General features: G+C 73.0%; 15 protein-coding genes, 1 tRNA gene and 1 riboswitch. Of the genes, 8 read left to right on the top strand and 8 right to left on the bottom strand.

Going from position 1 to position 22,014, the window contains the following annotated elements:
- Window positions 1-60 precede the first annotated feature (60 nt).
- Window positions 61-1,191 carry a dihydrofolate reductase family protein gene (locus ACWCPM_RS03125; RefSeq protein WP_450974403.1) on the top strand — a complete coding sequence of 377 codons (1,131 nt, stop codon included), beginning with the start codon at window positions 61-63 and terminating at the stop codon, window positions 1,189-1,191.
- 80 nt (window positions 1,192-1,271) lie between these two features.
- On the opposite strand, the gene ACWCPM_RS03120 is transcribed toward ACWCPM_RS03125, so the two are convergent.
- Complete coding sequence (locus tag ACWCPM_RS03120; protein WP_450974402.1) at window positions 1,272-1,400, bottom strand: hypothetical protein; 129 nt, start codon at window positions 1,398-1,400, stop codon at window positions 1,272-1,274.
- Between the two features lie 85 nt (window positions 1,401-1,485).
- Here ACWCPM_RS03120 and ACWCPM_RS03115 point away from each other — a divergent pair.
- From ACWCPM_RS03115 to ACWCPM_RS03105, 3 genes are all read left to right on the top strand, one after another.
- Window positions 1,486-1,559, top strand: a tRNA-Met gene (locus ACWCPM_RS03115).
- A 167-nt stretch (window positions 1,560-1,726) separates the two neighbouring features.
- Entirely contained in the window at window positions 1,727-2,989 is a 1,263-nt protein-coding gene (locus tag ACWCPM_RS03110; protein ID WP_450974401.1) for a PP2C family protein-serine/threonine phosphatase, read from the top strand.
- 215 nt (window positions 2,990-3,204) lie between these two features.
- A riboswitch (cyclic di-AMP (ydaO/yuaA leader) is annotated at window positions 3,205-3,384 on the top strand.
- 11 nt (window positions 3,385-3,395) lie between these two features.
- Window positions 3,396-4,442, top strand: coding sequence for a M23 family metallopeptidase (locus ACWCPM_RS03105; protein ID WP_450974400.1), 1,047 nt, complete (start codon window positions 3,396-3,398; stop codon window positions 4,440-4,442).
- A gap of 108 nt (window positions 4,443-4,550) precedes the next feature.
- Here the strand turns inward: ACWCPM_RS03105 and ACWCPM_RS03100 are convergent, their stop codons facing one another.
- The 4 genes from ACWCPM_RS03100 to ACWCPM_RS03085 all read right to left on the bottom strand — a co-directional run bounded on the left by ACWCPM_RS03100 (window position 4,551) and on the right by ACWCPM_RS03085 (window position 9,959).
- Complete coding sequence (locus tag ACWCPM_RS03100) at window positions 4,551-5,861, bottom strand: PrsW family intramembrane metalloprotease (RefSeq protein ID WP_450974399.1); 1,311 nt, start codon at window positions 5,859-5,861, stop codon at window positions 4,551-4,553.
- 42 nt (window positions 5,862-5,903) lie between these two features.
- Entirely contained in the window at window positions 5,904-6,722 is an 819-nt protein-coding gene (gene trmB, locus ACWCPM_RS03095) for a tRNA (guanosine(46)-N7)-methyltransferase TrmB (protein WP_450974398.1), read from the bottom strand.
- Between the two features lie 495 nt (window positions 6,723-7,217).
- Window positions 7,218-8,456: an L-2-hydroxyglutarate oxidase gene (gene lhgO, locus ACWCPM_RS03090; RefSeq protein WP_450974397.1), complete on the bottom strand. Its 1,239-nt coding sequence runs from the start codon at window positions 8,454-8,456 to the stop codon at window positions 7,218-7,220.
- A gap of 78 nt (window positions 8,457-8,534) precedes the next feature.
- Complete coding sequence (locus ACWCPM_RS03085) at window positions 8,535-9,959, bottom strand: MFS transporter (RefSeq protein ID WP_450974396.1); 1,425 nt, start codon at window positions 9,957-9,959, stop codon at window positions 8,535-8,537.
- A 744-nt stretch (window positions 9,960-10,703) separates the two neighbouring features.
- Between ACWCPM_RS03085 and ACWCPM_RS03080 the strand changes: the two genes are divergently transcribed.
- Window positions 10,704-12,794, top strand: coding sequence for an asparagine synthase-related protein (locus ACWCPM_RS03080; RefSeq protein WP_450974395.1), 2,091 nt, complete (start codon window positions 10,704-10,706; stop codon window positions 12,792-12,794).
- 3 nt (window positions 12,795-12,797) lie between these two features.
- Here the strand turns inward: ACWCPM_RS03080 and ACWCPM_RS03075 are convergent, their stop codons facing one another.
- Complete coding sequence (locus ACWCPM_RS03075; RefSeq protein ID WP_450974394.1) at window positions 12,798-14,744, bottom strand: sigma-70 family RNA polymerase sigma factor; 1,947 nt, start codon at window positions 14,742-14,744, stop codon at window positions 12,798-12,800.
- Window positions 14,745-14,997: 253 nt separating this feature from the next.
- Window positions 14,998-15,741, bottom strand: coding sequence for a TetR/AcrR family transcriptional regulator (locus ACWCPM_RS03070; protein WP_450974393.1), 744 nt, complete (start codon window positions 15,739-15,741; stop codon window positions 14,998-15,000).
- A 406-nt stretch (window positions 15,742-16,147) separates the two neighbouring features.
- Between ACWCPM_RS03070 and ACWCPM_RS03065 the strand changes: the two genes are divergently transcribed.
- On the top strand, window positions 16,148-17,512 hold the full coding sequence (locus ACWCPM_RS03065) for an NAD(P)/FAD-dependent oxidoreductase (RefSeq protein WP_450974392.1): 1,365 nt from the start codon (window positions 16,148-16,150) through the stop codon (window positions 17,510-17,512).
- Window positions 17,513-17,757: 245 nt separating this feature from the next.
- Window positions 17,758-19,404 (top strand): ATP-binding SpoIIE family protein phosphatase, encoded by a 1,647-nt coding sequence (locus ACWCPM_RS03060; protein WP_450974391.1) that lies wholly within the window; start codon window positions 17,758-17,760, stop codon window positions 19,402-19,404.
- A gap of 101 nt (window positions 19,405-19,505) precedes the next feature.
- Here the strand turns inward: ACWCPM_RS03060 and ACWCPM_RS03055 are convergent, their stop codons facing one another.
- Complete coding sequence (locus tag ACWCPM_RS03055) at window positions 19,506-20,783, bottom strand: MFS transporter (protein WP_450974648.1); 1,278 nt, start codon at window positions 20,781-20,783, stop codon at window positions 19,506-19,508.
- Window positions 20,784-20,922: 139 nt separating this feature from the next.
- Between ACWCPM_RS03055 and ACWCPM_RS03050 the strand changes: the two genes are divergently transcribed.
- Entirely contained in the window at window positions 20,923-21,471 is a 549-nt protein-coding gene (locus ACWCPM_RS03050) for a MarR family winged helix-turn-helix transcriptional regulator (protein ID WP_450974390.1), read from the top strand.
- Window positions 21,472-22,014 lie beyond the last annotated feature (543 nt).

Below are 22,014 nucleotides of genomic sequence, written 5' to 3'. Positions count from 1 at the left end.
AACCAAGTAGCCGGGGGTCGGCGAGCCGCCGGTCCCGACCTCCGAGGTGGAGTGCGCCCCATGCCCTACCCCTACGTCCTCCTGTCCGCCGCCGTCTCCCTCGACGGCTACCTGGACGACGCCGGTCCCGACCGCCTCCTCCTCTCCAGCCCCGCCGACTTCGACCGCGTCGACGAGGTGCGGGCCTCCGTGGACGCGATCCTCGTCGGCGCAGGCACCCTCCGCGCCGACAACCCCCGCCTGCTGGTCAACTCGCCGCAGCGGCGGGCGGCCCGGACGGCCGCGGGAGAGCCGGAGTACCCCCTCAAGGTCACGGTCAGCGGCACGGGTGACCTCGACCCGGCCGCCAACTTCTGGCACACCGGCGGTGAGAAGGTGGTGTACACGACGGCGAAGGGCGCCCTGCGTCTCGACGAGAACCCCGTGGCCGCGGACGTGGTCGCGCTCGGGGACGCCCTCGACTGGCGTGCGCTACTGGCGCACCTGCACGACGTACGGGGAGTCCGCCGGCTGATGGTCGAGGGCGGCGGCACCGTCCACACCCAGCTCCTCCTGGAGGGCCTCGCCGACGAGGTCCAGCTCGTCCTCGCCCCGCTCTTCGTCGGCGACCCCGCCGCCCCCCGCCTCTTCGGTCCCGGCCGCTACCGGTCCGGCCGCCTGCGCCTGGTCGAGACCCGGCGGATCGAGGACGTCGTCCTCATGCGCTACGAGCCCACCGTGCCCGGCACCGGCACCCTCGCCGTGGCCGCCGACCGCCGTTGGCTGGCCCTCGCCTGCGAGCTGGCGGCGCTGTGCCCGCCCTCGGAGACGGCGTTCAGCGTCGGTGCGGTCGTCGTGGCGCGGGACGGCACCGAACTCGCGCGGGGTCACTCCCGGGAGGCCGGCGACCCGGTCGTCCACGCGGAGGAGGCGGCGCTCGCGAAGATCGACCCGGCCGATCCCCGGCTGCCCGGCGCCACCGTCTACACCAGCCTGGAACCCTGCACCCGCCGCGCCTCCCGCCCCCGGCCCTGTGCGGGGCTGATCCTCGACGCCCGGGTGGGGCGCGTGGTGACGGCCTGGCGGGAGCCGGACACGTTCGTGGCGGGCGCGGACGGGAGCGGGATGCTGGCGGGGGCCGGCGTCGAGGTGGTCGTGCTCCCGGAGCAGGAGGAGGCGGCGAGGCAGCCCAATCGGCATCTGGTGGGGTGAGCCTCACAGGAGGCGCGCGTGGCCGGCGCGGGAAGGCCAGGTCCGGGCGGCGGGGGCGGGTCGGTCCTGGCCGGCGCCTGTCACCGGTCGGGGAGGGCCGGGTCGCGGTCACCGGTCGGGGAGGGCCGGGTCGCGGTCACCGGTCGGGGAGGGCCGAGGTCGCGGTCCACCGGGGAGAGGCCGGTGACCGCGACGTCGGTACGGGTCACGGAAGGCCTCGGCGTCGCCGAGAGCGGAGGCGGGAGAAACCCTGGCGCGGAACGTCGCGCGCATGGCGTACACTGGTCTTAACGACGCGGGGTGGAGCAGCTCGGTAGCTCGCTGGGCTCATAACCCAGAGGTCGCAGGTTCAAATCCTGTCCCCGCTACTGAAGGCCCGGGGCCGGAATCCAGATCGTGGATTCCGGCCCCGAGTCGTTTCCGGGCATCCCCCGCGGGCCCGCGTCCGTCATCCGGTCGGCCCGTCCGGCTGGTCCCGCCCGCGTACTCCAGGAACTCTGGACGGGTGCGGTGACCTGAGTAACGGGAGACGACAGTGCGGCCTGCGGAGGCGGACGGAGAGCGGCCGAACCCCGGTCCCGGCGACCGGACTCCCCGCGACCCGGCCTCCGAAGCCGCCCGTGGCCGTCGGCGCGACACCCCCACCGACGCCCCCACCTTCGCGCGACCGGTGCCGCCCGAGCCGCCCGTCCCGCCCCCGGAGGAACGGCGGATCTCCCGTGCCCGCGCCTTCGTCCGCGTCCTGCCCGCCCTGCTGCTCGTCGTCGGTGGCTGCTACGACTACTTCACGCCCCGCGGCTTCACCGGAGCCCCCCTCTTCACGGCCGCCCCGCTGGTCGCCGCTCCGCTCCTCTCCCGCCGCGCCACGATCCTGACCGGCGTCGGAGCCGTCGCCATGGTCCTGGGGCTGCAGAGCTGGTACGGCACCCTGATGGAGGTCGAACCGTTCACCGAGCTGATCACCGTGGCCACGGTCGCCGGACTCGCCGTGGTGGTCAACGTGCTCGTCCGGCGCAGTCACGCCCGCCTCGACTCGGCCTGGGAGATCGCCGAGGCCGCCCAACTGGCGGTGGTGCCGGAGCCGATGGAGCGGATCGGCGGGTTCGAGATCGCCGCGCGCTACCAGGCCGCTCAGGCGGACGCCTTCATCGGCGGTGACCTCTACGCGGTGCAGGACAGCCGGTACGGACTGCGACTGGTGGTGGGGGACGTGCGGGGCAAGGGCATGGGAGCGGTCGCGGCGGTCGCGGTGGTCATCGGGGCGTTCCGGGAGGCCGCCGAGCAGGAGCCGACGCTGGAGGCGGTCGCGGGGCGGCTGGAGAGGGCGCTGGCCCGCGAGGACACCCGCCGGGGCGGGATCGATGCCGTCGAGGGGTTCACCACCGCCGTGCTCGCCGAGATCCCGCACGACGACGGCGTCGTACGGATCCTCAACCGGGGCCATCCGCCGCCGCTGATGCTGTACGCCGACGGCACCGTGCGCCCTCTGCCCGCCCGCGACCCGGCACTGCCGCTGGGGATGGGTGAGTTGGGCTCGTGGCCGGCCTGTGCGGAGGAGACCCCGTTCCCGGGCGGGGCGACGCTGCTGCTGTACACCGACGGCCTGACCGAGGCGCGCGACGCGCGGGGCGTCTTCTACGATCCGGTGGCCCGGCTGGCCGGCCGGACCTTCCGCGGCCCCGGCAGCCTCCTGAGCGCGGTGACCGAAGAGGTGCACCGGCACTGCGGTGGGGGCACCACCGACGACATGGCGCTGCTCGCGGTCCGGCGGCCCGACGGCGAGTGTCACCCGGGGTGATCGGGCGGGAGCCCTCCGCATAACAACTGATACACCGTCAGATGTGGAGATCGCTCCGGGTGGCGGTCAACTCGCCCGATTTTCGCCGCTCATGAACCCGTACGTCCCGACAGAAAGCGTTAATGATCAAGTGGAACAGCTTGGAAATCATGCCCCGGTTCTATTAACGTCCGATAACGCAGCGCGGTCGTCCCAGCCGTCACAAGAGGCGGCTCCGTGCGCACGCGCCGAATCCCGCGCGAGGCCCTCACCGGCCGCACAAGGGAACCGGGGAACCATCACATTGGGGTGAATCGGGTGTATGCCGCCGTAGCGGTACGGCTGGTATACGCGCGTAGGAGACCTTCCTGCTCCGAACCCGTCAGCTAACCCGGTAGGCGAGAAGGAAGGAAAGGAGTACGCCCACGTGGCGTCCAATCGGCCTGCCCCACAGGCCCCGTTCGTGCCGGAACAGCGCACCGCCGACGGCACCGACACATTCGTCTACGGCGCGCCGCGCACCGACGAGGGCCCGTGGGAGGAGTGGAATCCCAGCGCGGAGACCCTCCGTCCCGTGCGCGGCCGGCACCGTGTCGGCAAGCAGCGCGGCGGCGGGCTCGCCCGCAGCTCCACCGTCCTCGGCGTCGGTGTCATAGCGGCGGTCGGCGCGGGCGGCATGGCGAGCGCGAACACCGGCAAGCCGCCGGTGTCGATCTCGATGCCCGACCTTCCCAACGTCGGCTCGCTGATCTCCGACGACAGCGCCGACTCCGCCGGCACCAAGACCGCGACCGCCCCCCTCAGCAGCCTCGCCACGGCCACCGTGGACACCGCTGAGGGCACCACCGACGCCGGTGAGACGCTGCGCGCCCGCATCATCGCGCAGGCCGAGCAGCAGCAGGAGCAGGTCGAGAGCAAGGCCGTCGCCGAGGCCGTGGCCGCCGCCGAGAAGGCCGCCGCCGATGCCGCCGCCAAGGCGGAGGAGGAGGCCAAGGAGAAGGCCGCCGCCGCCAAGGCGAAGGCCGAGGAGGAGGCCCGTCAGAAGGCCGAGGCCGAGCGGCTCGCCGCGCTGGCAAAGCAGTTCACGCTGCCGACCTCCTCGTACACCCTCACCTCCACCTTCGGTCAGGCCGGCGCCCTGTGGTCCTCCGGCTACCACACCGGACTCGACTTCGCCGCGCCGACCGGCACCCCGCTCAAGGCCGTCCACAGCGGCACCATCACCGAGGCCGGCTGGAACGGCTCGTACGGCTACAAGACCGTGCTGACCCTCGACGACGGCACCGAGATCTGGTACGCCCACCAGTCGTCGATCGGCGTCAGCGTCGGCCAGAAGGTCGCCACCGGCGATGTGATCGGCCGCGTGGGCGCCACGGGCAACGTGACCGGCGCGCACCTGCACATGGAGGTGCACACCGGGGGCGGTGGCATCGACCCGCTGGCCTGGCTGCAGAGCAAGGGCCTCAACCCCTGAGAATCCCGGCACGGGTCTCTCGCGAACCCCGGCGGTCCTGACGGCAACCCCCCGACGTCAGGACTGCCGGTTTTCGCTTGTCCGGACCCGTTTCGCGCCCTGCTCGTGCTACGACCGGTACGGGTTGTACGCCGGGTAGGGCGCCGCGGGCCCGTACACCGGCGCCCAGCCGTGGACCGGCGGCATCGGCACGGGCATCGGCGGCGCGGTCGCCCGCGCCGCGTACTCCAGGGCCGGGCCGGCGATCTCCCGGCGGTTCCACAGCTCCTGGAGCAACTCGCGTTCCCGTACGACGAAGTCCGCGCGGGCCCGGCCCAGACGGCCCCGGCGCCGGAGGAAGGCCAGGGACGTGGCGTAGGCCTCGTACCGCGCGACCGCGCGGGCCGCAGGCTTGCCGAGATGGTGCCCGGCGTACTGGCGGGCCAGTCGGCGCGCCCGCATCGAGCCGAGGGCGAACGGCTGCGGCGGTGAGAGCCAGCCGGCCACGACATAGGCCGGGAGTTCCTCGCGCACGGTCCGCAGTTCGCGCTGCCGCGTCCAGATCACCAGCCAGGTCAGCAAACCGAACGCGGGGACCATGAAGCCGCCGTACACCGCGAAGAATCCGTAGTCGCCGAAGGTCGCCGAGCCGTTCCAGAAGGCGTGCATGCCCATCGCGAGCAGCAGCCCGGCCGGGGGCAGCAGGACGCGGCGCAGCCGCTGGCGCTCCCCGGCGAGCGCGGCGATGCCGAAGCCGATGCCGGTGAGCACGGTGAACAGGGGGTGTGCGAACGGGGACATGATGACCCGCACGAAGAAGGTCGCGGCCGTCACGGAGGAGATCCCGCTGTCGCCGGCCAGCTGGTCGGTGCCGAAGGCGGTGCCCAGGTAGAGGATGTTCTCGGTGAAGGCGAAGCCGGTGGCGGTGACGCCGGCTATGACGACGCCGTCGAGGATTCCGGTGAAGTGCCTGCGCCGGAACAGGAAGAGCAGCAGGATCGCGGCCGCCTTCGCGGACTCCTCGACGACCGGGGCCACGAGCGTGGCGCCCCAGGTGTCCGCGCTGGTCGGATCGGCGGTGGCGGTCGCTATCCACCGGGTCGCGAAGCTGTTCGCGATGATGGCTATCAGCGCGGCCGCGCAGGCGCCCCATGAGAAGGCGAACAGCAGGTTCCGCCAGGGGCCGGGCTCGACCCGGTCCAGCCAGCGGAAGGCGGCTATCAGCAGCGGCACGGGCAGGACCGCGAGGCCGAGACCGACCAGGAAGCCCTGGGTGCCGGTCTGTTCGCGGACCAGAGCGAGGATCACCAGGCCCGACAGGGCGAGCAGGGTGATCAGCGCGCCGTACCGCACCCACCGCTTGTGCCACCAGTGCGCGTGCCGCAGGGTGCCGCCGGCGGGGATGCCGGGGTTCGTCGGGTACGGGGAACTGATCGCCACGGCATCGACCCTAACGAGCGGAGAGGCGAACGAGGGAGGGATTTACCGCTGACCTGTGGGTGCCGCGCGGCGGAAGAGCAGGTCGTTCACGACATGACCCTTCTCCAGCCCCTGCCCCTCGAAACGGGTACGGGGGCGGAAGTCGGGGCGTGGCGCGAAACCGCCGCCGGGCCGGGTGTTCGCGAAGCCGGAGTGCGCGGTGAGCACCTCCAGCATCACCTCGGCGTACGGCTCCCAGTCCGTCGCGCAGTGCACGAGCGCGCCCGGCTTCAGGCGGGTCGCGGCGAGAGTGAGGAAGTCCGGCTGGATCAGACGCCGCTTGTGGTGCCGCTTCTTCGGCCAGGGGTCCGGGAAGAAGACGCGCAGCCCGTCGAGGGAGTCCGGGGCGATCATCTCGCGCAGCAGGATGATCGCGTCGCCGTTGGCCACCCGGACGTTGCCGATGCCGCTCTGGTCGGCGAGGTTGAGCAGATTGCCCTGGCCGGGGGTGTGGACGTCCACGGCGAGGATGTTGGTGTCCGGGTCGGCGGCGGCCATCCGGGCGGTGGCCTCGCCCATGCCGAAGCCGATCTCCAGCACGACGGGGTTGTCGTTGCCGAACAGGTCGGCGAGGTGGAGGACCCTCGAGCCGTCGATGTCCAGCCCCCACTGGTGCCACAGCCGCTGCAGCGCGTCCGCCTGCCCCGAGGTCACCCGGCTCCGGCGCGGCTGGAAACTTCGGATCCGCCGCTCGAAGTGCGAGCCGGCGGGGTCCGCCTGGGGGCCGTCGGGAAAACGCGGCTCACCCTGGACCCGCACCCGCGGGGCGAGGGCGGCGGGTGCGGGGTGAAGGGCTTCGGGGGTGTTCGGCGAGTCAGACACAGTGGGGTCGATTTTACGGGGTCCGGGGTGGGTGGGTTCGTGATGCTCATGACGCTCGTGACGCGCGTGACACCCCTTGCGCTTGTGGTGCGAGCGTGGCTGGGGCGCCATGGGTGACGCGGCGCGGCGGTGTGAGCGTGGTTGGGGTGTGGGGCGGGGCGGCGTGTGGGTGTGGCTGGGGTGTGGGTGTGGGACGAGGCGCTACGCGGTGGCGTGTGCGTGGCTGGGGCGCGGGTCGGGGCGCGGCGACGCGAGCGCGGCAGGAGCCCGGCGCGGGGCGGGGCGGGGTGGCGTGTGGGCGTGGGTGAGGGACAGGGCGGGGCGCGGTGGCGTGTGCGTGGCTGGGGTGCCGGTCGGGACGGGGCTCGGCGGTGTTGAGCGCGGCAGGAGCCCGGGGCGGGGCGCGGCACGGGCGTGTGGGTGTGCGGGGAGCCGCCGGGGGCCGGCCGGGCTCGCCGGGGACGGGGACGGGGGCGCCGGGGATGGGCGCGGCGGTCACGTGCGGCCCAGCGCGTCCAGTGCGCGGCGGGCCACCTCCCTGCCGATCGGCAGGGACGCCGTCGCCGCGGGGGACGGGGCGTTCAGGACGTGGACCGCGCGGGCGCCCTCGCGGATGAGGAAGTCGTCCACCAGCGTGCCGTCCCGGAGCACCGCCTGGGCCCGTACCCCTGCCTCCGAGGGGACCAGGTCCTCCTCCGTCACCGCGGGCAGCAGTCGCCGCACCGCCCGGGTGAACGCGGCCTTGGACAGCGACCGCCACAGCTCCCCGCCCCCGTAGCGCCAGTGCCGGCCCGCTATCCGCCAGGCGCCGGGCCAGGCCAGCGTCCGGGCCAGCTCACGGGGCCTGACCACACCCCGCTCGTAGCCCTCGCGGGCGAGCGCGGGGACGGCGTTGGGGCCGACGTGGACGCCGCCGTCGATGCCGCGTGTGAGGTGCACGCCGAGGAACGGGAACGCCGGGTCGGGGACCGGATAGACCAGACCGTGCACCATCTCGGGCCGCGCCAGTTCGTAGTACTCCCCCCGGAACGGGATGATCCGCATACCGGGGTCGTCGCCCGTCATCCGTGCGACCTCGTCGCAATGGAGCCCGGCACAGTTCACCAGCACCCGCCCGCGCACCACGGCCCCGTCCGCCGTTTGCACGGCGACACCCAGCTCCGGGCGCCGGTCGATGCGCAGGACCTGAGCGCCGTAGCGGATCTCGGCGCCCGATGCCTCGGCCAGCCGCCGCGCGACCGCGACGTAGTCGCACACGCCGGTCGTCCCGACGTGTATGGCCGCCAGGCCCCGTACGCCCGGTTCGTACTCCGTGATCTGCCCGGCCACCAGTTCCCGCACCGGAATGCCGTTCTCACGGCCGCGCTGCACGAGGCCGTGCAGCCGGGGGAGCTCGTCGCGCTCGGTCGCGACGATCAGCTTGCCGGTGACCGCGTGCGCGATGTCGTACTCCGCGCAGAACTTCACCATCTCCGCCGCGCCCCGCACCGCGTACCGCGCCTTGAGCGAGCCGGGACGGTAGTAGATGCCGCTGTGGATGACGCCGCTGTTGTGCCCCGTCTGGTGCCGGGCCGGTCCGGGCTCCTTCTCCAGAACCGTCACCCGTGTCCCCGGCGCGGCGCGCGTGAGGGCGTACGCCGCCGACAGGCCCACGATCCCGCCGCCGATCACCAGCACGTCACAGTCGTACGTGACAGCCCGCACCCGCACCACCTCCCGCTCTCGATAGTGCACTGCGCCACTGACAACGCGCTCAAACCCTCCCGCGGCGACGGACCGGGACGACGCCGGACGCGGGAGGGGACGCCCGCCCTACGCCGTCGTCATCAGCAGAGGCCGGGCACGCTCCCGCAGCTCCACCACCCTCGGCTCGTCACCGTACGGCTCCAGCCGATGCAGAAGGTCCTTCACGTACTCCGTGGTACGCGCGGACGATATCCGCCCCGCGACCTCCACCGCGCGAACGCCCTGCTCGCACGCCGCGTCGAGGTTCCCGGACTCCAGTTCGGCGACCGCGGACACGACGAGCCGCAGCCCGTGCGAGCGGACGAACTCCTCCGTCGGCTTCGACAGCGCCTGTTCGGTGAACCGCCGCACCTGACGCGGCGCCTTCAGGTCGCGGTAGCACTCCGCGGCGTCCGCCGCGAAACGGTCGTAGGAGTAGAAACCCAGCCAGGACGGGTCGTTGTCCCCGTCACGGGAGCGTTCCAGCCAGCCCTCGGCTGACTTCAGGGCCGCCCCCGCCGCCTGCGCGTCACCGGCCCGCGCGTGGGCGCGTGCCTCGACCAGGCGGAAGAAGCTCATCGTGCGGGAGGTGGCCAGCCCCCGGTTGCGTTCCAGCGCGGCCTGGGCGAGGTCCACCCCCTCGTCGCCGAACCCCCGGTAGGTCGCCTGCAACGACATCGAGGCCAGGACGTAGCCCCCGAGCGGCACGTCCGCCGCGGCCCGGGCCAGCCGCAGGGCCTGGATGTAGTACCGCTGCGCGGCCTCCTGCTGACCGGTGTCGAAGGCCATCCACCCGGCGAGCCGGGTCAGTTCGGCGCTCGCCCCGAACAGCGCCCGCCCCACTTCGTCCGAGTAGCAGCCGAGCAGCAGCGGCGCCGCCTCCACCCGCAGGCACTCCGGGACCATCGACGAACGCCAGTCGCCGCCCCCGTACTTGGAGTCCCAGCGCCTGGCGTCCTCCGCGGCCTCCCGCAGCTTCTGCACATCGCTGTGGCCGACCTTGGCCGGTGCCGAGGCCCCCTCCGCCGGGTTCGCCTCGCGTGCCACCGAGCTGTCGGCCGGGGTGATCAGCCACCGTGAGGCGGGCGTCGCGTAGGCGCTCACCGCGAACGACCCGGCCAGCGACTGCCAGATGCCGCCCGAGCCGGCCCTGCGCCCGGCGAGATCGAGGCGGTACAGGTCCGTCGCCGACCGCACGGCCTGGCCCACGTCCCGGGGGAAGGCGAGGCCCACCTCCGGAGCGGGGTCCGCGTCCGCCAGGCCGATCTCGTGGAGCGGCACCGGACGGCCCAGCTTCTGCCCGATCGCGGCCGCGATGAGGTGCGGGGCGGCGCCCTGCGGCACCATGCCCTTCGACACCCAGCGCGCGACCGACGTCTTGTCGTAGCGCAGCGTCAACCCGCGTTGCGCGCCGAGGTCGTTGACGCGTCGTGCGAGTCCCGCGTTGCTGATTCCCGCGAGGGCGAGAACGGCGCCGAGCTTTTCGTTCGGCCCGCGTTGCTCCCTGGACATGCGCCACCCCTCGACACAGACGGCTGCCGCGCTGGCATAACCACGCGGCATTCGTAAACCCAGCGTAGTTCGCCGCATCCCAAGCGTTAAGGGGCATTGTTCCGGATGGCGGGATTGTGGTCCGTACGGAAGTACGGTCCCGATACGCACAGTTGTGGTGTGCTCCCGCTGTGTGGCCGTGCGCCCGTCCGTGCGCTCTTCTCCGGCCATCGGGGGAGCGGTTCCATGGCTGTGCGTGGGTCGGCCCGCTGTACTGGACCAGTGGGCTGGGGGATACCGCCGCCTCAATCCCCGCGGGCGGCGGACCGGTCCGGGAGGCGAACTCCGCCTCCCGGATCGTGCGCGAACCAACCGGTGCGCAGGGCCTGTACGGAGCGTGCGCGAAGCGAATGCACGTGCATGTGCGCGGCGTCGATTTGGCCGAAAAACGACCCCGCTCTCCGCTGGCGATATCCGCGCCCACCACGGAGTTTGAGGGCGCGTTGGGGGTTTTCGGGGGGCGTGTCGGGGGCGCATTCGCGTCGTAGTTTCCCTGTGGCAAGCCCCTGTTGGGGCCGCCGTGATGCGTCAGTGAGTCGATTCCCGGGTATCCCCGGGGTGTTCCGGGGTCGCGCGAGGCGGTGCGCGGGGCGCATTCGGGGGATCTCGCGCGGCACCGCCGCCGCTCTGCGGCGCGTTCTTCGTGGCAGCATGGTGAACCGGTTCGTACGGTGCACTGGTTGTCCACAGCCTGTGGAGGCGTCGATGCGGTGGTTGGTGGGGTGGAGCAGCACCGCCGCGGGAGGCGCCCGGCTCGGTTCGGCGGGCGCGACCGGCTTCGACGGTGAGACCCTGCACCCGGTCGGCTCCCAACTCCTCTGGGGTGACCCCGATCCGCTGTGGGCGGTCGGCGACTGGCGCCCGGACGAGGTCCGGCTGGTCTCGGCCGACGCCCAGACCCGCATCGCCGTCCTCGGCACCTGCGGTGCCTCCGACGAGGAGCTGCGGCTCGGACTGTTCACCGCGCGCGGAGGGGCACTGCGCCATCTGACGGCCTGGCCGGGCAGCTACACGGCGGTCGTCCAGGCCGGCCGGCGCATCACGGTCTGCGGTGATCTGGCGGGCGCGAGACCCGTCTTCCACACACCCTGGGCGGGCGGCACGGCCTATGCGACCGCCGCCCTGCCGCTGGCCGACCTCATCGAGGCCAACCTCGACTTCACCCATCTCGCCGCCCTGCTGGCCGCGCCCGACGTGCCCGCCGCGCTGCACGACTCCACCCCGTACGACGGCGTGCGCCGCATTCCCCCGGGACACGCCCTCATCCTGCGTGCCGGGGCCCGCGAGGTCGCCGGGTACGAGCAGGTCACCTCGCTGGCCGTCGCCGCCCCGCCCGCCGATCCCGACCGCGCGGTCGACGCCGTCCGCGACGCCCTGGTCGAGGCCGTCCGCGCCCGGCTCGCCGCCCCGCGGCACGTGCCCGGCGCCGACATCGACCCCGGGCCCGTCCCGGGGATGGGCCCCGCCGAACGACGTGCCGCGCGCGGGATGCCGGTACCCGGCATCGGGGCGGATCTGTCGGGCGGGTCCGCCTCGGGGACGCTGGCGCTGCTGGCGGCCGGGCTGCCAGGGATGCCGGGCACCGTGCTCGGACACGGCACAGGCGCCGGTGAGCGGCTGCTGGCGGTCACCTTCAACGACCTGACGGTGGGCGGCCGGGAGGCCGAGCTGGAACGGGCGGGGGCGCTGGCCGCCAACCCGCGCTTCCACCATGTGGTGGTGGCGGGCGGCGAGGAGACCCTGCCCTACGCCACGCTGGAAGGCGCCCTGACCGACGAACCGGGCGCCAGTCTGGTGACGGCCGGCCGGCATCGCGTACGGCTCGCCTCCGGCAGCGCGGACCACCTCACCGGCTACGGCGCCCGCCAGGTGCTGGACGCCCATCCGGCCCGTCTCGCCGACCTGCTGATGGACCGGCGACGACGTCACCTGGTCCGGCCGGTCGCCGCCCTCGCCAAGGCCGACGGGTCGGTGCTGGTCCCCGCGCGCGTGTACGCGGCGGCCCGCCGGCTCGCCCGCACGCCCTACGGGGCGGGCCTGGAGAGTCTCGCCGAACGGCTGCTGCAGAAGCGCTTCGAGGAGCCCGACGGCGCGGTCGGCGCCTCACTCGCCGCGCTGACCTGGGCCAGACCGGGGCCGGCGGCCCGCTGGCTGACGGGCGAGGCACTGGCTGAAGTATCGATTCGCTTGCAGGGGGCCACCCATCGCTCCGGCGCCGGGCTCGGACCCGGTCAGCGGCCGGGCGACTTCCGCGCGCGGGCGGCCCTCGCCCGCACGGCGGCCGACATCCGGGTACTGGAACAGGCCGCCGAGATCCGCTTCCAGCGACTGCACGCCCCGTTCCTCGACAACCAGGTCGTCCGGGCCTGCCGCGCGCTGCCCGAAGCCCTGCGGGTCCAGCCCGGGGCGCGCGCCGCGATCCTGCGCAGGGTCCTGCAAGGCGCCGGCATCACCGACCTCCCGCCCGGCTGGGGCGCCCCCTCCCACGCACCCGCGGCGGCTGCCGCCCGGTCGGGGCTCCGGGTCTCGGTCGACTCCCTGATGACACTGTTCGACACACCTTTGCTGGCGGAGGCCGGCCTGGTCGAGGCCCGCGTCGTCCGCAAGGCACTGCGCGCCGCCACCCAGGGCGAGCCCCTGCCCCTGGACGGCCTGGCGGATCTCGTGTCCCTGGAACTGTGGCTACGACGGCTGCTGGCCCGGCGGGGCACCTGCTGGACCGGGACACCCGCACGCGCGCGTGCGGTGCCCGCCGGGATCACACCACGCCGGGGAGCGCTGGCCTCCGGCGGCTGAGCCTCAGGCGCACCGGAACTTCGACTCGGCCCAGTCCGCCACGGCCAGCCCGTCGAAGGCGCCGTGCGGCTCCACGACCAGGCGCACGGTGCTGTGCCCCGTGAGGTTCACCCGCACCGGGGTCGCCGTGTCCCCGCCCCTGATCAGGCCGGACTTCCAGAGCCGGGTGCCGTCGGCGTAGACGGAGAAGTAGACCTTGCCCAGGCCCAGCGTCGAGTCGTCGACGCCGACCATGGCCTCGTACGAGGTGCACGCGCGATTGAGGTCGACGGTGACGGACGACCGGGCGTGGACGGTCACCCCGCGCGCGTAGCGCGTCCCGCCGATCCACAGGCCGTGGCGCTGCCAGACCCAACTGCTCCCGCTCAGCCGCAGTTCGGGCTTCGTGCCGTCGCCGGTGACGTCGTAGGAGAGCGCGCCCAGGTGGTAGGAGACCGACGGCGGGGGTGGAGCGGGTGCGGGGGGCGGCGTCGGGCTCGGCGTGGGGGTGGGGCTCGGCGTCGGCGCGGGTGTGGGCGTCGGGCTCGGCGTGGGGGTGGGGCTCGGCTTCGGGGCCGGTGACGGCGTGGGCTTTCGGGGCGCGTCGGCTGCCGGGACGACCGGGGGAGCGGGACGCGCCGGAGGCGGTTGCGGAGCCGGCGGCGACGGGGCGGGCGCGGGCGGCTCCGGCTGGGCGGCCGGGGCCGACGCGGGGGGCTTGGCCGTCGGCCTGCCGTCGGCCGGCTGGTCGTCGCCGGCCAGGGCGATGGCCACGACCGCGATCGCCGTGGCGACGACGCCCGCCGCGATCCCGGCCTTGACGGGCGCTCCCAGCCCCTCCGAGGCCGCCGCCGCCCCGCCGCCGCTCGCCCCGCCGGACGAGCCACCCGCCGCCCCGCCCGCGCCTCCGGCTCCCGCGCCGCCCGTGCTTCCGGCTCCCGCGCCGCCCGTGCCGACCGCCCCGCCCGCCGCGGAAACGGCGCCCGCCGCGCCCGCCGCGCCCGCCGCACCGGCTCCGCCGGCCACGATCCCGGCCACCTTGGCGTACCCGGCAGCCCCGAACCAGCCGACGACCGCGATCGGCACCACCGCGGGGATGCTGCTCGCCAGGTCCTCGATCTGACTCGCGGCCAGCCGGCACTTGGCGCACTCCTCCAGGTGCTTGCGCAGCCCCCGCTCGGCACGGGTGCGCAGCCGGCGGCGGGCGTACGTGCCGAGCTGGTCGGCGTAGCGGGCGCATTCCTCGTCGCTGGTGAGCGTGGCGCTGACGTGCGCCTGGAGGTAGGCCTGCTTGAGGCCCTCACGGGCGCGGCTGGCGAGGACGCGGGTGCCGTTGGCGTCGAGCCCGAAGAGCGTGGCGACCTCGCTCGGCGACTCCTCCTCGACCTCGGTGTGCCACAGCACCGCCTGCCAGCGCTCCGGCAGCGAGCGGAACGCCCGCATGGCCAGGGACTGTTCGGCGGCGTGCATGGCCCGCACGTCCGCGCCCAGGTCCAGGGTGTCGGTGTCGGACACCTCGGAGGCACGCCCGGCCTGTGCGGCGAACGCCGCGAAGTCGTCGACGAGTTGCTCGCGCCTGGCAGAGTTCGTCCAGCTCGCGGCGACACGCCGCACGGTGGTGAGCAGATACGCGCGTACGGCGTGCTCGGGGCCCTGCCCGCCGCGCACCGCCTGGAGCACGCGGGCGAAGACCTCGGCGGTGAGGTCGTCGGCGGTGTGCGGGTCACGGCAGCATGTGCGCGCGTACCGGCGTACGGCCTCGGCGTGGCGCCGGTACAGCTCCTCGTAGGCGCTGTCGTCGCCCGCCCGCATCCCGCCGATCAACTCGGCGTCGGACGGCGGCAGCTCGACGGCGGGCGGCAGGACGCCGTCCTCCCGCCGGTCGCGCTGCGCCGGTACCTGGGGAGTGGGCAGGCCGCCGGCCTCACCGCCCCCGTCACCGAGTGACCCGTCCCGCCCGTCGAAGCTCATCGCGGAAAGCCCCCGCCGCCTGCCCAACCCGTCCCGAACAGTGGCCAGGTTGCCATATTGGCTTTTGTTCAGGAGGTGGTCGTGCGAACCATCCACCCGTCCGTGGCGGCCTGTCGTGAGCCAGTGCTAGAAATCAGCCGTTCGAGGCACGGCAACGAGGCACGGCAACGAGGCACGGCAACGAGGCACGGCGGGTGGGCGTCGGGCAGGGGGCGCGGGCGAGGCGTGGGCGCGATCCCGCCCGCGCCCACCGTCACGCCGGCCGCGACCGCAGACCGTCCAGGAGGATGTCCAGCAGCCGTGCCGAGGCCGCCGCCTGCTGGGCCGCGTCCGGCAGGGCGGGCGCCGCCGTGGCGATCACCAGCAGGACGTCGGAGACCGACACGTCCGGCCGCAGCTCGCCCGCCGTACGCGCCCGCTCCACCAACTGGCCCACCACGTCGAGCAGTGCCGCCGCACCGGCGTCGTCGCCGGCCGTCGGCGGCTCCGGCACCAGCCGCAGCTCACCACCGCCCGACTGGGTCCGCTGCGACGGCACGCGCGTGCCGTCGCGCCCGTCCTCCTCCGGGACGCCGACCCGCAGCACGTGCGGCGGCAGCAGCCGCCCGGCTCCGGACGCCACCGAGGTGCGCAGGAAGCGCGACAGGGCCGACCACGGCTCGTCCTCCTGGCCGAGCGCGGCCCGTGCCTGGTCGGTCAGCCGCGAGGTCTCCTCCTCGGCTATCCGGCGCACCAGGACGTCCTTGCTCGGGAAGCGGCGGTACACCGTGCCGACGCCCACGCGGGCGCGGCGTGCCACGTCCTCCATCGGCGCGCCGTAGCCCAGTTCGCCGAAGACCTCGCGCGCGGCCCGCAGCACGTGTTCGAGGTTGCGCTGTGCGTCCACCCGCAGCGGCGCGGTCCGCGGGCCGTCCCCGCGTCCGTTGCCCGCCGCCGCGACCGCGCCACCAGGTGCGACGGCAGTCACGGATGACCAACGAGAGTCGTGAATATGCATATGAAATCCCCCGGTAATGATGTCTCCCCCCGGAGACACTCCCCGCGTTCGGCAGCCGGAGCGCCGGGAACCGGCCCCTACCGCGAGCCTGCCCGCCGGGTCGCCGGACCGCCCGTCGCGGACCCGAGAACCGACGAGCGCATCCCCCTACACCCCGTCGACACACGAACATAGTTGAGAGAGAGTCAATTCAGAAGGGGCAGGTTCCGCACGGAGCGCCCCCCGATCGGAGTACGGGTCGTATACGTCCCGGTTGCGCCCCCTTACTCCACCCGGCTCACACCCCCTGACCTGCACAGCTCCCGTACGACCGGTCGTTTCGGCCAACCATGGGTCCGCTCCCGGCCCGGTCACACAAATTGCCAAGGCTGTGGACAAACGCAAGCGCCCGGTGCGTCATGGGACGGTGAAGGAACGTGCGCGCATTCTCGTTGTCGGCGGCGGCTACGTCGGGATGTACACGGCCCTGCGCCTGCAGCGGAAGCTGAGGCGCGAGCTCGGTCGCGGGGAGGTCGAGATCACGGTCGTCACCCCCGACCCCTATATGACCTATCAGCCCTTCCTGCCCGAGGCCGCGGCCGGCTCCATCTCCCCCCGCCATGTCGTCGTACCGCTGCGCCGTGTCCTGCCCGACTGCCGGGTGATAGTCGGAGAGGTCCGCTCGGTCCAGCACGCCAAACGCCTCGCGACCCTCGCGACCCTCGCCACCGAGGAGGAGGGCGCCGGACTCGAACCGCTGCCGTACGACGAACTGGTCCTCGCCCCCGGCTCGGTCTCGCGGGCCCTGCCCCTCCCCGGACTCGCCGACCACGGCATCGGCTTCAAGACCGTCGAGGAGGCCATCGGCCTGCGCAACCACGTCATCGAGCAGATGGACATCGCCTCCTCCACCCGCGACCCCGGCATCCGCGACGCGGCACTCACCTTCGTCTTCGTCGGCGGCGGCTACGCCGGCGTGGAGGCGCTCGGTGAGCTGGAGGACATGGCCCGCTACGCCACGCGCTACTACCACAACGTCCGCCCCGAGGATTTGAAGTGGATCCTCGTCGAGGCGACCGGCCGCATCCTTCCCGAGGTGGGCGAGGAACTCGGCCGGTACACGATCAGCGAACTGCGCCGCCGCAACATCCAGGTCCTCCTGGAGACCCGCCTGGAGTCCTGCGCCGACCGGGTGGCGGTCCTCAGCGACGGACAGCGCTTCCCCACCCGTACGGTCGTCTGGACTGCCGGCGTCAAACCCCACCCCCTGCTCGCCGCCACCGACCTGCCGCGCAACGGCCGGGGCCGACTCCGCTGCACCCCGGAACTGGCGGTCGAGGGGCACGCGCACGCGTGGGCCGCGGGTGACGCCGCCGCCGTCCCCGACGTCACCGCCGGCGCGCCCGGCGCGGAGTGCGCCCCCAACGCCCAGCACGCGCTCCGCCAGGCGAGGGTTCTCGGCGACAACGTCGTCCACTCCCTGCGCGGCGAGCCCCTCCAGACGTACGCCCACAAGCACGCCGGCTCCGTCGCCTCCCTCGGACTGCACAAGGGCGTCGCCCACGTCTACGGGCGCAAGGTGAAGGGCTACCCCGCTTGGTTCATGCACCGGGCCTACCACCTGAGCAGGGTGCCGACCGTCAACCGCAAGGCACGCGTGCTCGCCGAGTGGGTCCTCGCCGGACTCTTCAAACGGGAGATCGTCTCCCTCGGTTCACTCGAACACCCCCGAGCGGAGTTCGAACTCGCGGCCGGTGGAAAGCCTCCATACGACCCGAAGGGGTCGACCTGACCCTCCCGAGGAACTCCTACGGCAACCACAGCGTCTGACGGATGTCGGCCCGATCGGCCACACTGCCAGACTGGTCCCCACGCCGGGACGGGCCGCCGCCCACCCCGGCCACCGAACCCACGAGGCTTTTCCCAAGTGCTGCACTTCCCAGGGGTCGTGACAGAGCATGGCCACCGCCACGCCGCCCCCGGGGGACCGGGCCAGGTCCGGAGCCGGTCGACGACGACTACACGAGGCAAGGATTCGTGAACTTCACGCGCTGGAGCGCCCGGCTCCCCGGAACGCAGCGCCGCGCCGCAGCGCGGACCGACCAGGCCGTCACCCCGGACCGCCGCGCGGACGGTTCCGTCCCGGCGGCCCGCGCCGAACAGCTGACCGACGACCCACTGCCGACGCCGGCCGTCGACGAACTGCCCGTACGCGAGGTCCTGGAGCGCGTCCCCGCACTCGTCGCCCTCGTCCACGGCCCCGAACACCGCCTCGCCTACGTCAACGACGCCTACGCCACGGCCTTCGGCGGCCGCCCGTTGGGCGAACCGGCCGGCGAGGCCCTCCCCGAACTCCGCGAACTCGGCCTGCTGCCCCTCCTCGACCAGGTCCTGCGCAGCGGCAAGCCCCGCACGGTCAAGTCCCGCAAGGCCCCCGACGGCCGTTCCTACACCTTCACCTGCACCCCGGTGGCCGACCGCGACGGAGCGGGCGTCCTGATCTTCGCCACCGACGTCACCGACCACGCCGAGGCGGCCGAGCGCGTCAGAGCCAGCGAACGCCGCCAGCGTGAGACGGCGGTGACCCTCCAGAGGTCACTGCTCCCCCAGGAACTCGAACAGCCGGACGACCTGCGCATCGCCGTCGCCTACCAGCCGGGCGGCACGGAGGCCGCGGTCGGCGGCGACTGGTACGACGTCATCACCCTCGGCGGCGGCCGCACGGCCCTCGTGATCGGCGACGTCATGGGCAGAGGCGTGCGCGCCGCCGCGGTCATGGGCCAGCTCCGCACGGCCGTCCGGGCCTACGCCCGCCTCGATCTCCCCCCGCACGAGGTGCTCCAGCTCCTCGACGGCCTCGCCACGGAGATCGACCCGAACCAGATCGCCACCTGCGTGTACGCGGTCCACGACCCCAACGAGGGCCGGCTGGTGTACGCCTCCGCCGGCCACCTCCCCATTCTCGTCCGCGACGAGAACGGCACGGTCCTGCGCGCCGACGAGCCCAACGGCCCGCCCCTCGGCACCGGCGGCTGGATGCACGCCTCGGGCTCGGTGCCGCTCGCCCCCGGCTCCACGGCCGTCCTCTACACCGACGGCCTGGTCGAACGCCGGGACGCCGACCTCGACGAGGGCATCGAGGCTCTCCAGCGCGCGCTGGCCGGCGCCCGGGGCACGCCCCAGGTGATCTGCGACCGCCTGCTCCGCTCGGCCGGCGTCACCGCCGACCACGACGACGACGTGGCCGTCCTCGTCCTCCAGCACCCGGCCCGCACCGGAGCCGACGGAGACCTCTTCCGCAACGCAGCCCTGGAACTCCTCGGAGGCGTCGAAGCGGCCCCACGCGCGCGTGCCTTCGCCTCCGGCGTCCTCAGCAGCTGGCGCTTCCCGCCCGAACTGCACGACCTGGGCGTCCTGGCCGCCAGCGAGCTGGTCGCCAACTCCCTCCAGCACGGCTCCCCACCGATGCGTCTGCGTCTGCGCCGCACCGACCGCCGCCTGATCGTCGAGGTCACCGACGGCGACGACCACCTGCCCCGCCGCCGCCGTGCCGAACCGGGCGACGAGTCGGGGCGCGGCATCGCGATCGTGGCGACGATCGCCTCGTCCTGGGGCAGCCGCAGAACCCCCGGCGGCGGGAAGGCGGTGTGGTGCGAGTTCACGCTGCCCGGCAAGCCGTCGTGACGACCTGCTCGGCATGACGACCTGTTCGGCATGACGACAGGCCGGACCGACGGGCGGACGGGCTGCCATGCCGGACCGGCGGCGTGGCAGCCGCTCCGGGGCTACGCCTCGGCCGTCACCGGCTCCGCGACCCCGCCCCGCGTCACGACACGGCTGCGCGCCCGCCACGGCTGGTCCTGCGCCTCGGTCAGCTGCCGCCCCAGCCGCAGCGCGAGGACGCTGATCCCCAGCGAGAACAGCAGGAACGTCACGATGTACGGCGCGTGCAGCGACGCCCCCATGGGACCGCCCACCGCAGGCCCGACGGCCAGCGCCAGCTGCTTCACCAGGGCGAAGGCCGAGTTGTACTGTCCCGCCATGCCACGCGGAGCGAGATCGGCGACAAGCGGGGCCACCGTCGGCGACAGCATCGCCTCACCGAGCCCGAACAGCGCGTACGTCGAGACGAAGGCGGCCGTCGCCATCTCCTGACTGCCGTGCCCGAGACCGGCGTAACCCGCCGCGATCCAGGCCACCGCCCAGATCAGTCCGACGACGGCGATCATCCGCGACCGGCGGCGCCGCTCGACGAACCTCAGCACCAGGAACTGCGCCACGACGATCATCGCGGTGTTGGCGGCCAGCGCGGTCCCCAGCGCGGACGTGGAGATACCGGCGGCCTCGACCCCGTACGCGCTCAGCCCCGACTCGAACTGCCCGTAGCAGGCGAAGAACAACACGAACCCGAGCACGCACAGCTGCACCATCGCCCGGTTCCGGAGCATCTGCCGCCAGCTGCCCTTGGCCGACCCGGCCGCCGCGGGAGCGCCCTCGATCCGCGGCGAGCGCGGAATCCGCACGGTCAGCATCACCGCGACCAGCAGCAGGAACATCGCCGCCTCGATCGAGAACAGCAGGGTGAACGACGACACCCGCGTCGCGTCGACGAGGTGCCCGCCGATGAGGCCGCCCACGCCGAGTCCGAGATTCTGCAGGAAGAACTGCGTGGCGAACGCCCGCGACCGCGTGTCCGCCGACGAGCAGTCCACGATCATCGTCGCCAGCGCCGGCTGCATCACGGCCTGCCCGGCGCCGAGACCCGCGGCGGACAGCAGGACGGCGGTCGCGTTGCCGGCGAGCCCCAGGCTCACCGCCCCCGCGGCGGCGGTGACCAGGGCGGCGATCAGAACCGGCAGCGGGCCCCGCCGGACGATGGCCCGCCCGGCGAACGGCAGCACGATCAGCGCGGCCACGGCGAAGACGGCGAGGACGAGCCCCGCTGTCACGGCCCCCAGCCCCCGCACCTGCGCCACATAGACGTACAGGTAGGGGACGGTGAAGCCGAGTCCGAAGGCGCTGAGTGCGTTACCCACGTGGATCCGGCGCATCGCGGCGCCCATCGCCCTGGTCACGTTCACCCCTCTCAGATTGGTGAAGTCTCCAGAGATTAGCCCTGAAGACTTCGAAGCTAAACTTCGAATGTAAAGAGTACATACAGAAGGACTTAGACGCCAGCGGCCCCGTGCCATACTTCGGGCCATGGGCGACACCCCCCGTGACACGGAGCCGACACTCGAGGAACAGATCGCGGCCTACCAGCGCGAGTTCCAGGACCTCGATCCGCAGGTCGAGAAGATCGTCTCGGCGCTGTCGCGGCTGAACCGCCGTATGAACGTCGCCTACGGCCGCCAGACCGCCGCGCTCGGCATCAGCAACGCCGAGTGGGAGGTCCTCAAGGCTCTCGTGCTCTCCGGCGCCCCCTACCGGCTCGGCCCCAGCGAGCTCGCGAAGCGGCTCGGCCTCACCCCGGCCGCGATGACCCACCGGATCGACCGCATGGTCGCCGAGGGTCTCGCCACCCGCGAGCGCGACGAGAACAACCGCGTACGGGTGATCGTGGAGCTGACGTCCGAGGGCCGTGAGAAGTGGCTGGAGGCGATGCGCCTCGCGACGGTCTTCGAGGAGGACCTCCTCCAGGACCTGTCGCCGGAGGAGCGAACCGCCCTCGGAGAGGTCCTCACCAGACTCCTTCGCCGGGTGGAGCACGCCCAGCCGGACGCGGGCGGCCGGCTCAGCGACCTCGACTGACCGGGGCTCCCCGCTCCTTGCGAAGAGATGGACGGGCGGTGCTTGACAAGCCCCTGCCCCGATCCGTAAAGTTCTCCGGGTTGCCACTGAGCCGTAACGGTTCTCCAGCAACATCTCCCGCCGCGCGAGCGGCGAACAAACCATCAGCACGACCTCCCCACGGGAACGACTTCGGTATGCCCGAATTCAATTCCGAAAGGGACTCGGCGGCCCCCGATCGGCTCGATTGGGAATCACCGAGAGAGTCCGCTAAGGTTTGAGACGTCGGAAGGGCCCAACGGCCCGGAAGACAAACCCCGCTGACTGGGGATCAGGCCGAAAAAGATCTGATAAAGTCGGAACCGCCGGAAAGGGAAACGCGGAAGCGTAGACCTGGAAAGCACCGAGGAAATCGGGTCGAGAAAAGATCTGATAGAGTCGGAAACGCAAGACCGAAGGGAAGCGCCCGGAGGAAAGCCGCGAGAGAGATTCTCGGGTGAGTACAAAGGAAGCGTCCGTTCCTTGAGAACTCAACAGCGTGCCAAAAGTCAACGCCAGATATGT

This window comes from Streptomyces sp. NPDC002309, from assembly GCF_053593375.1.
The sequence above is the reverse complement of the archived record's forward strand: the minus strand, read 5'-3'. Positions and strand labels throughout refer to the sequence as shown.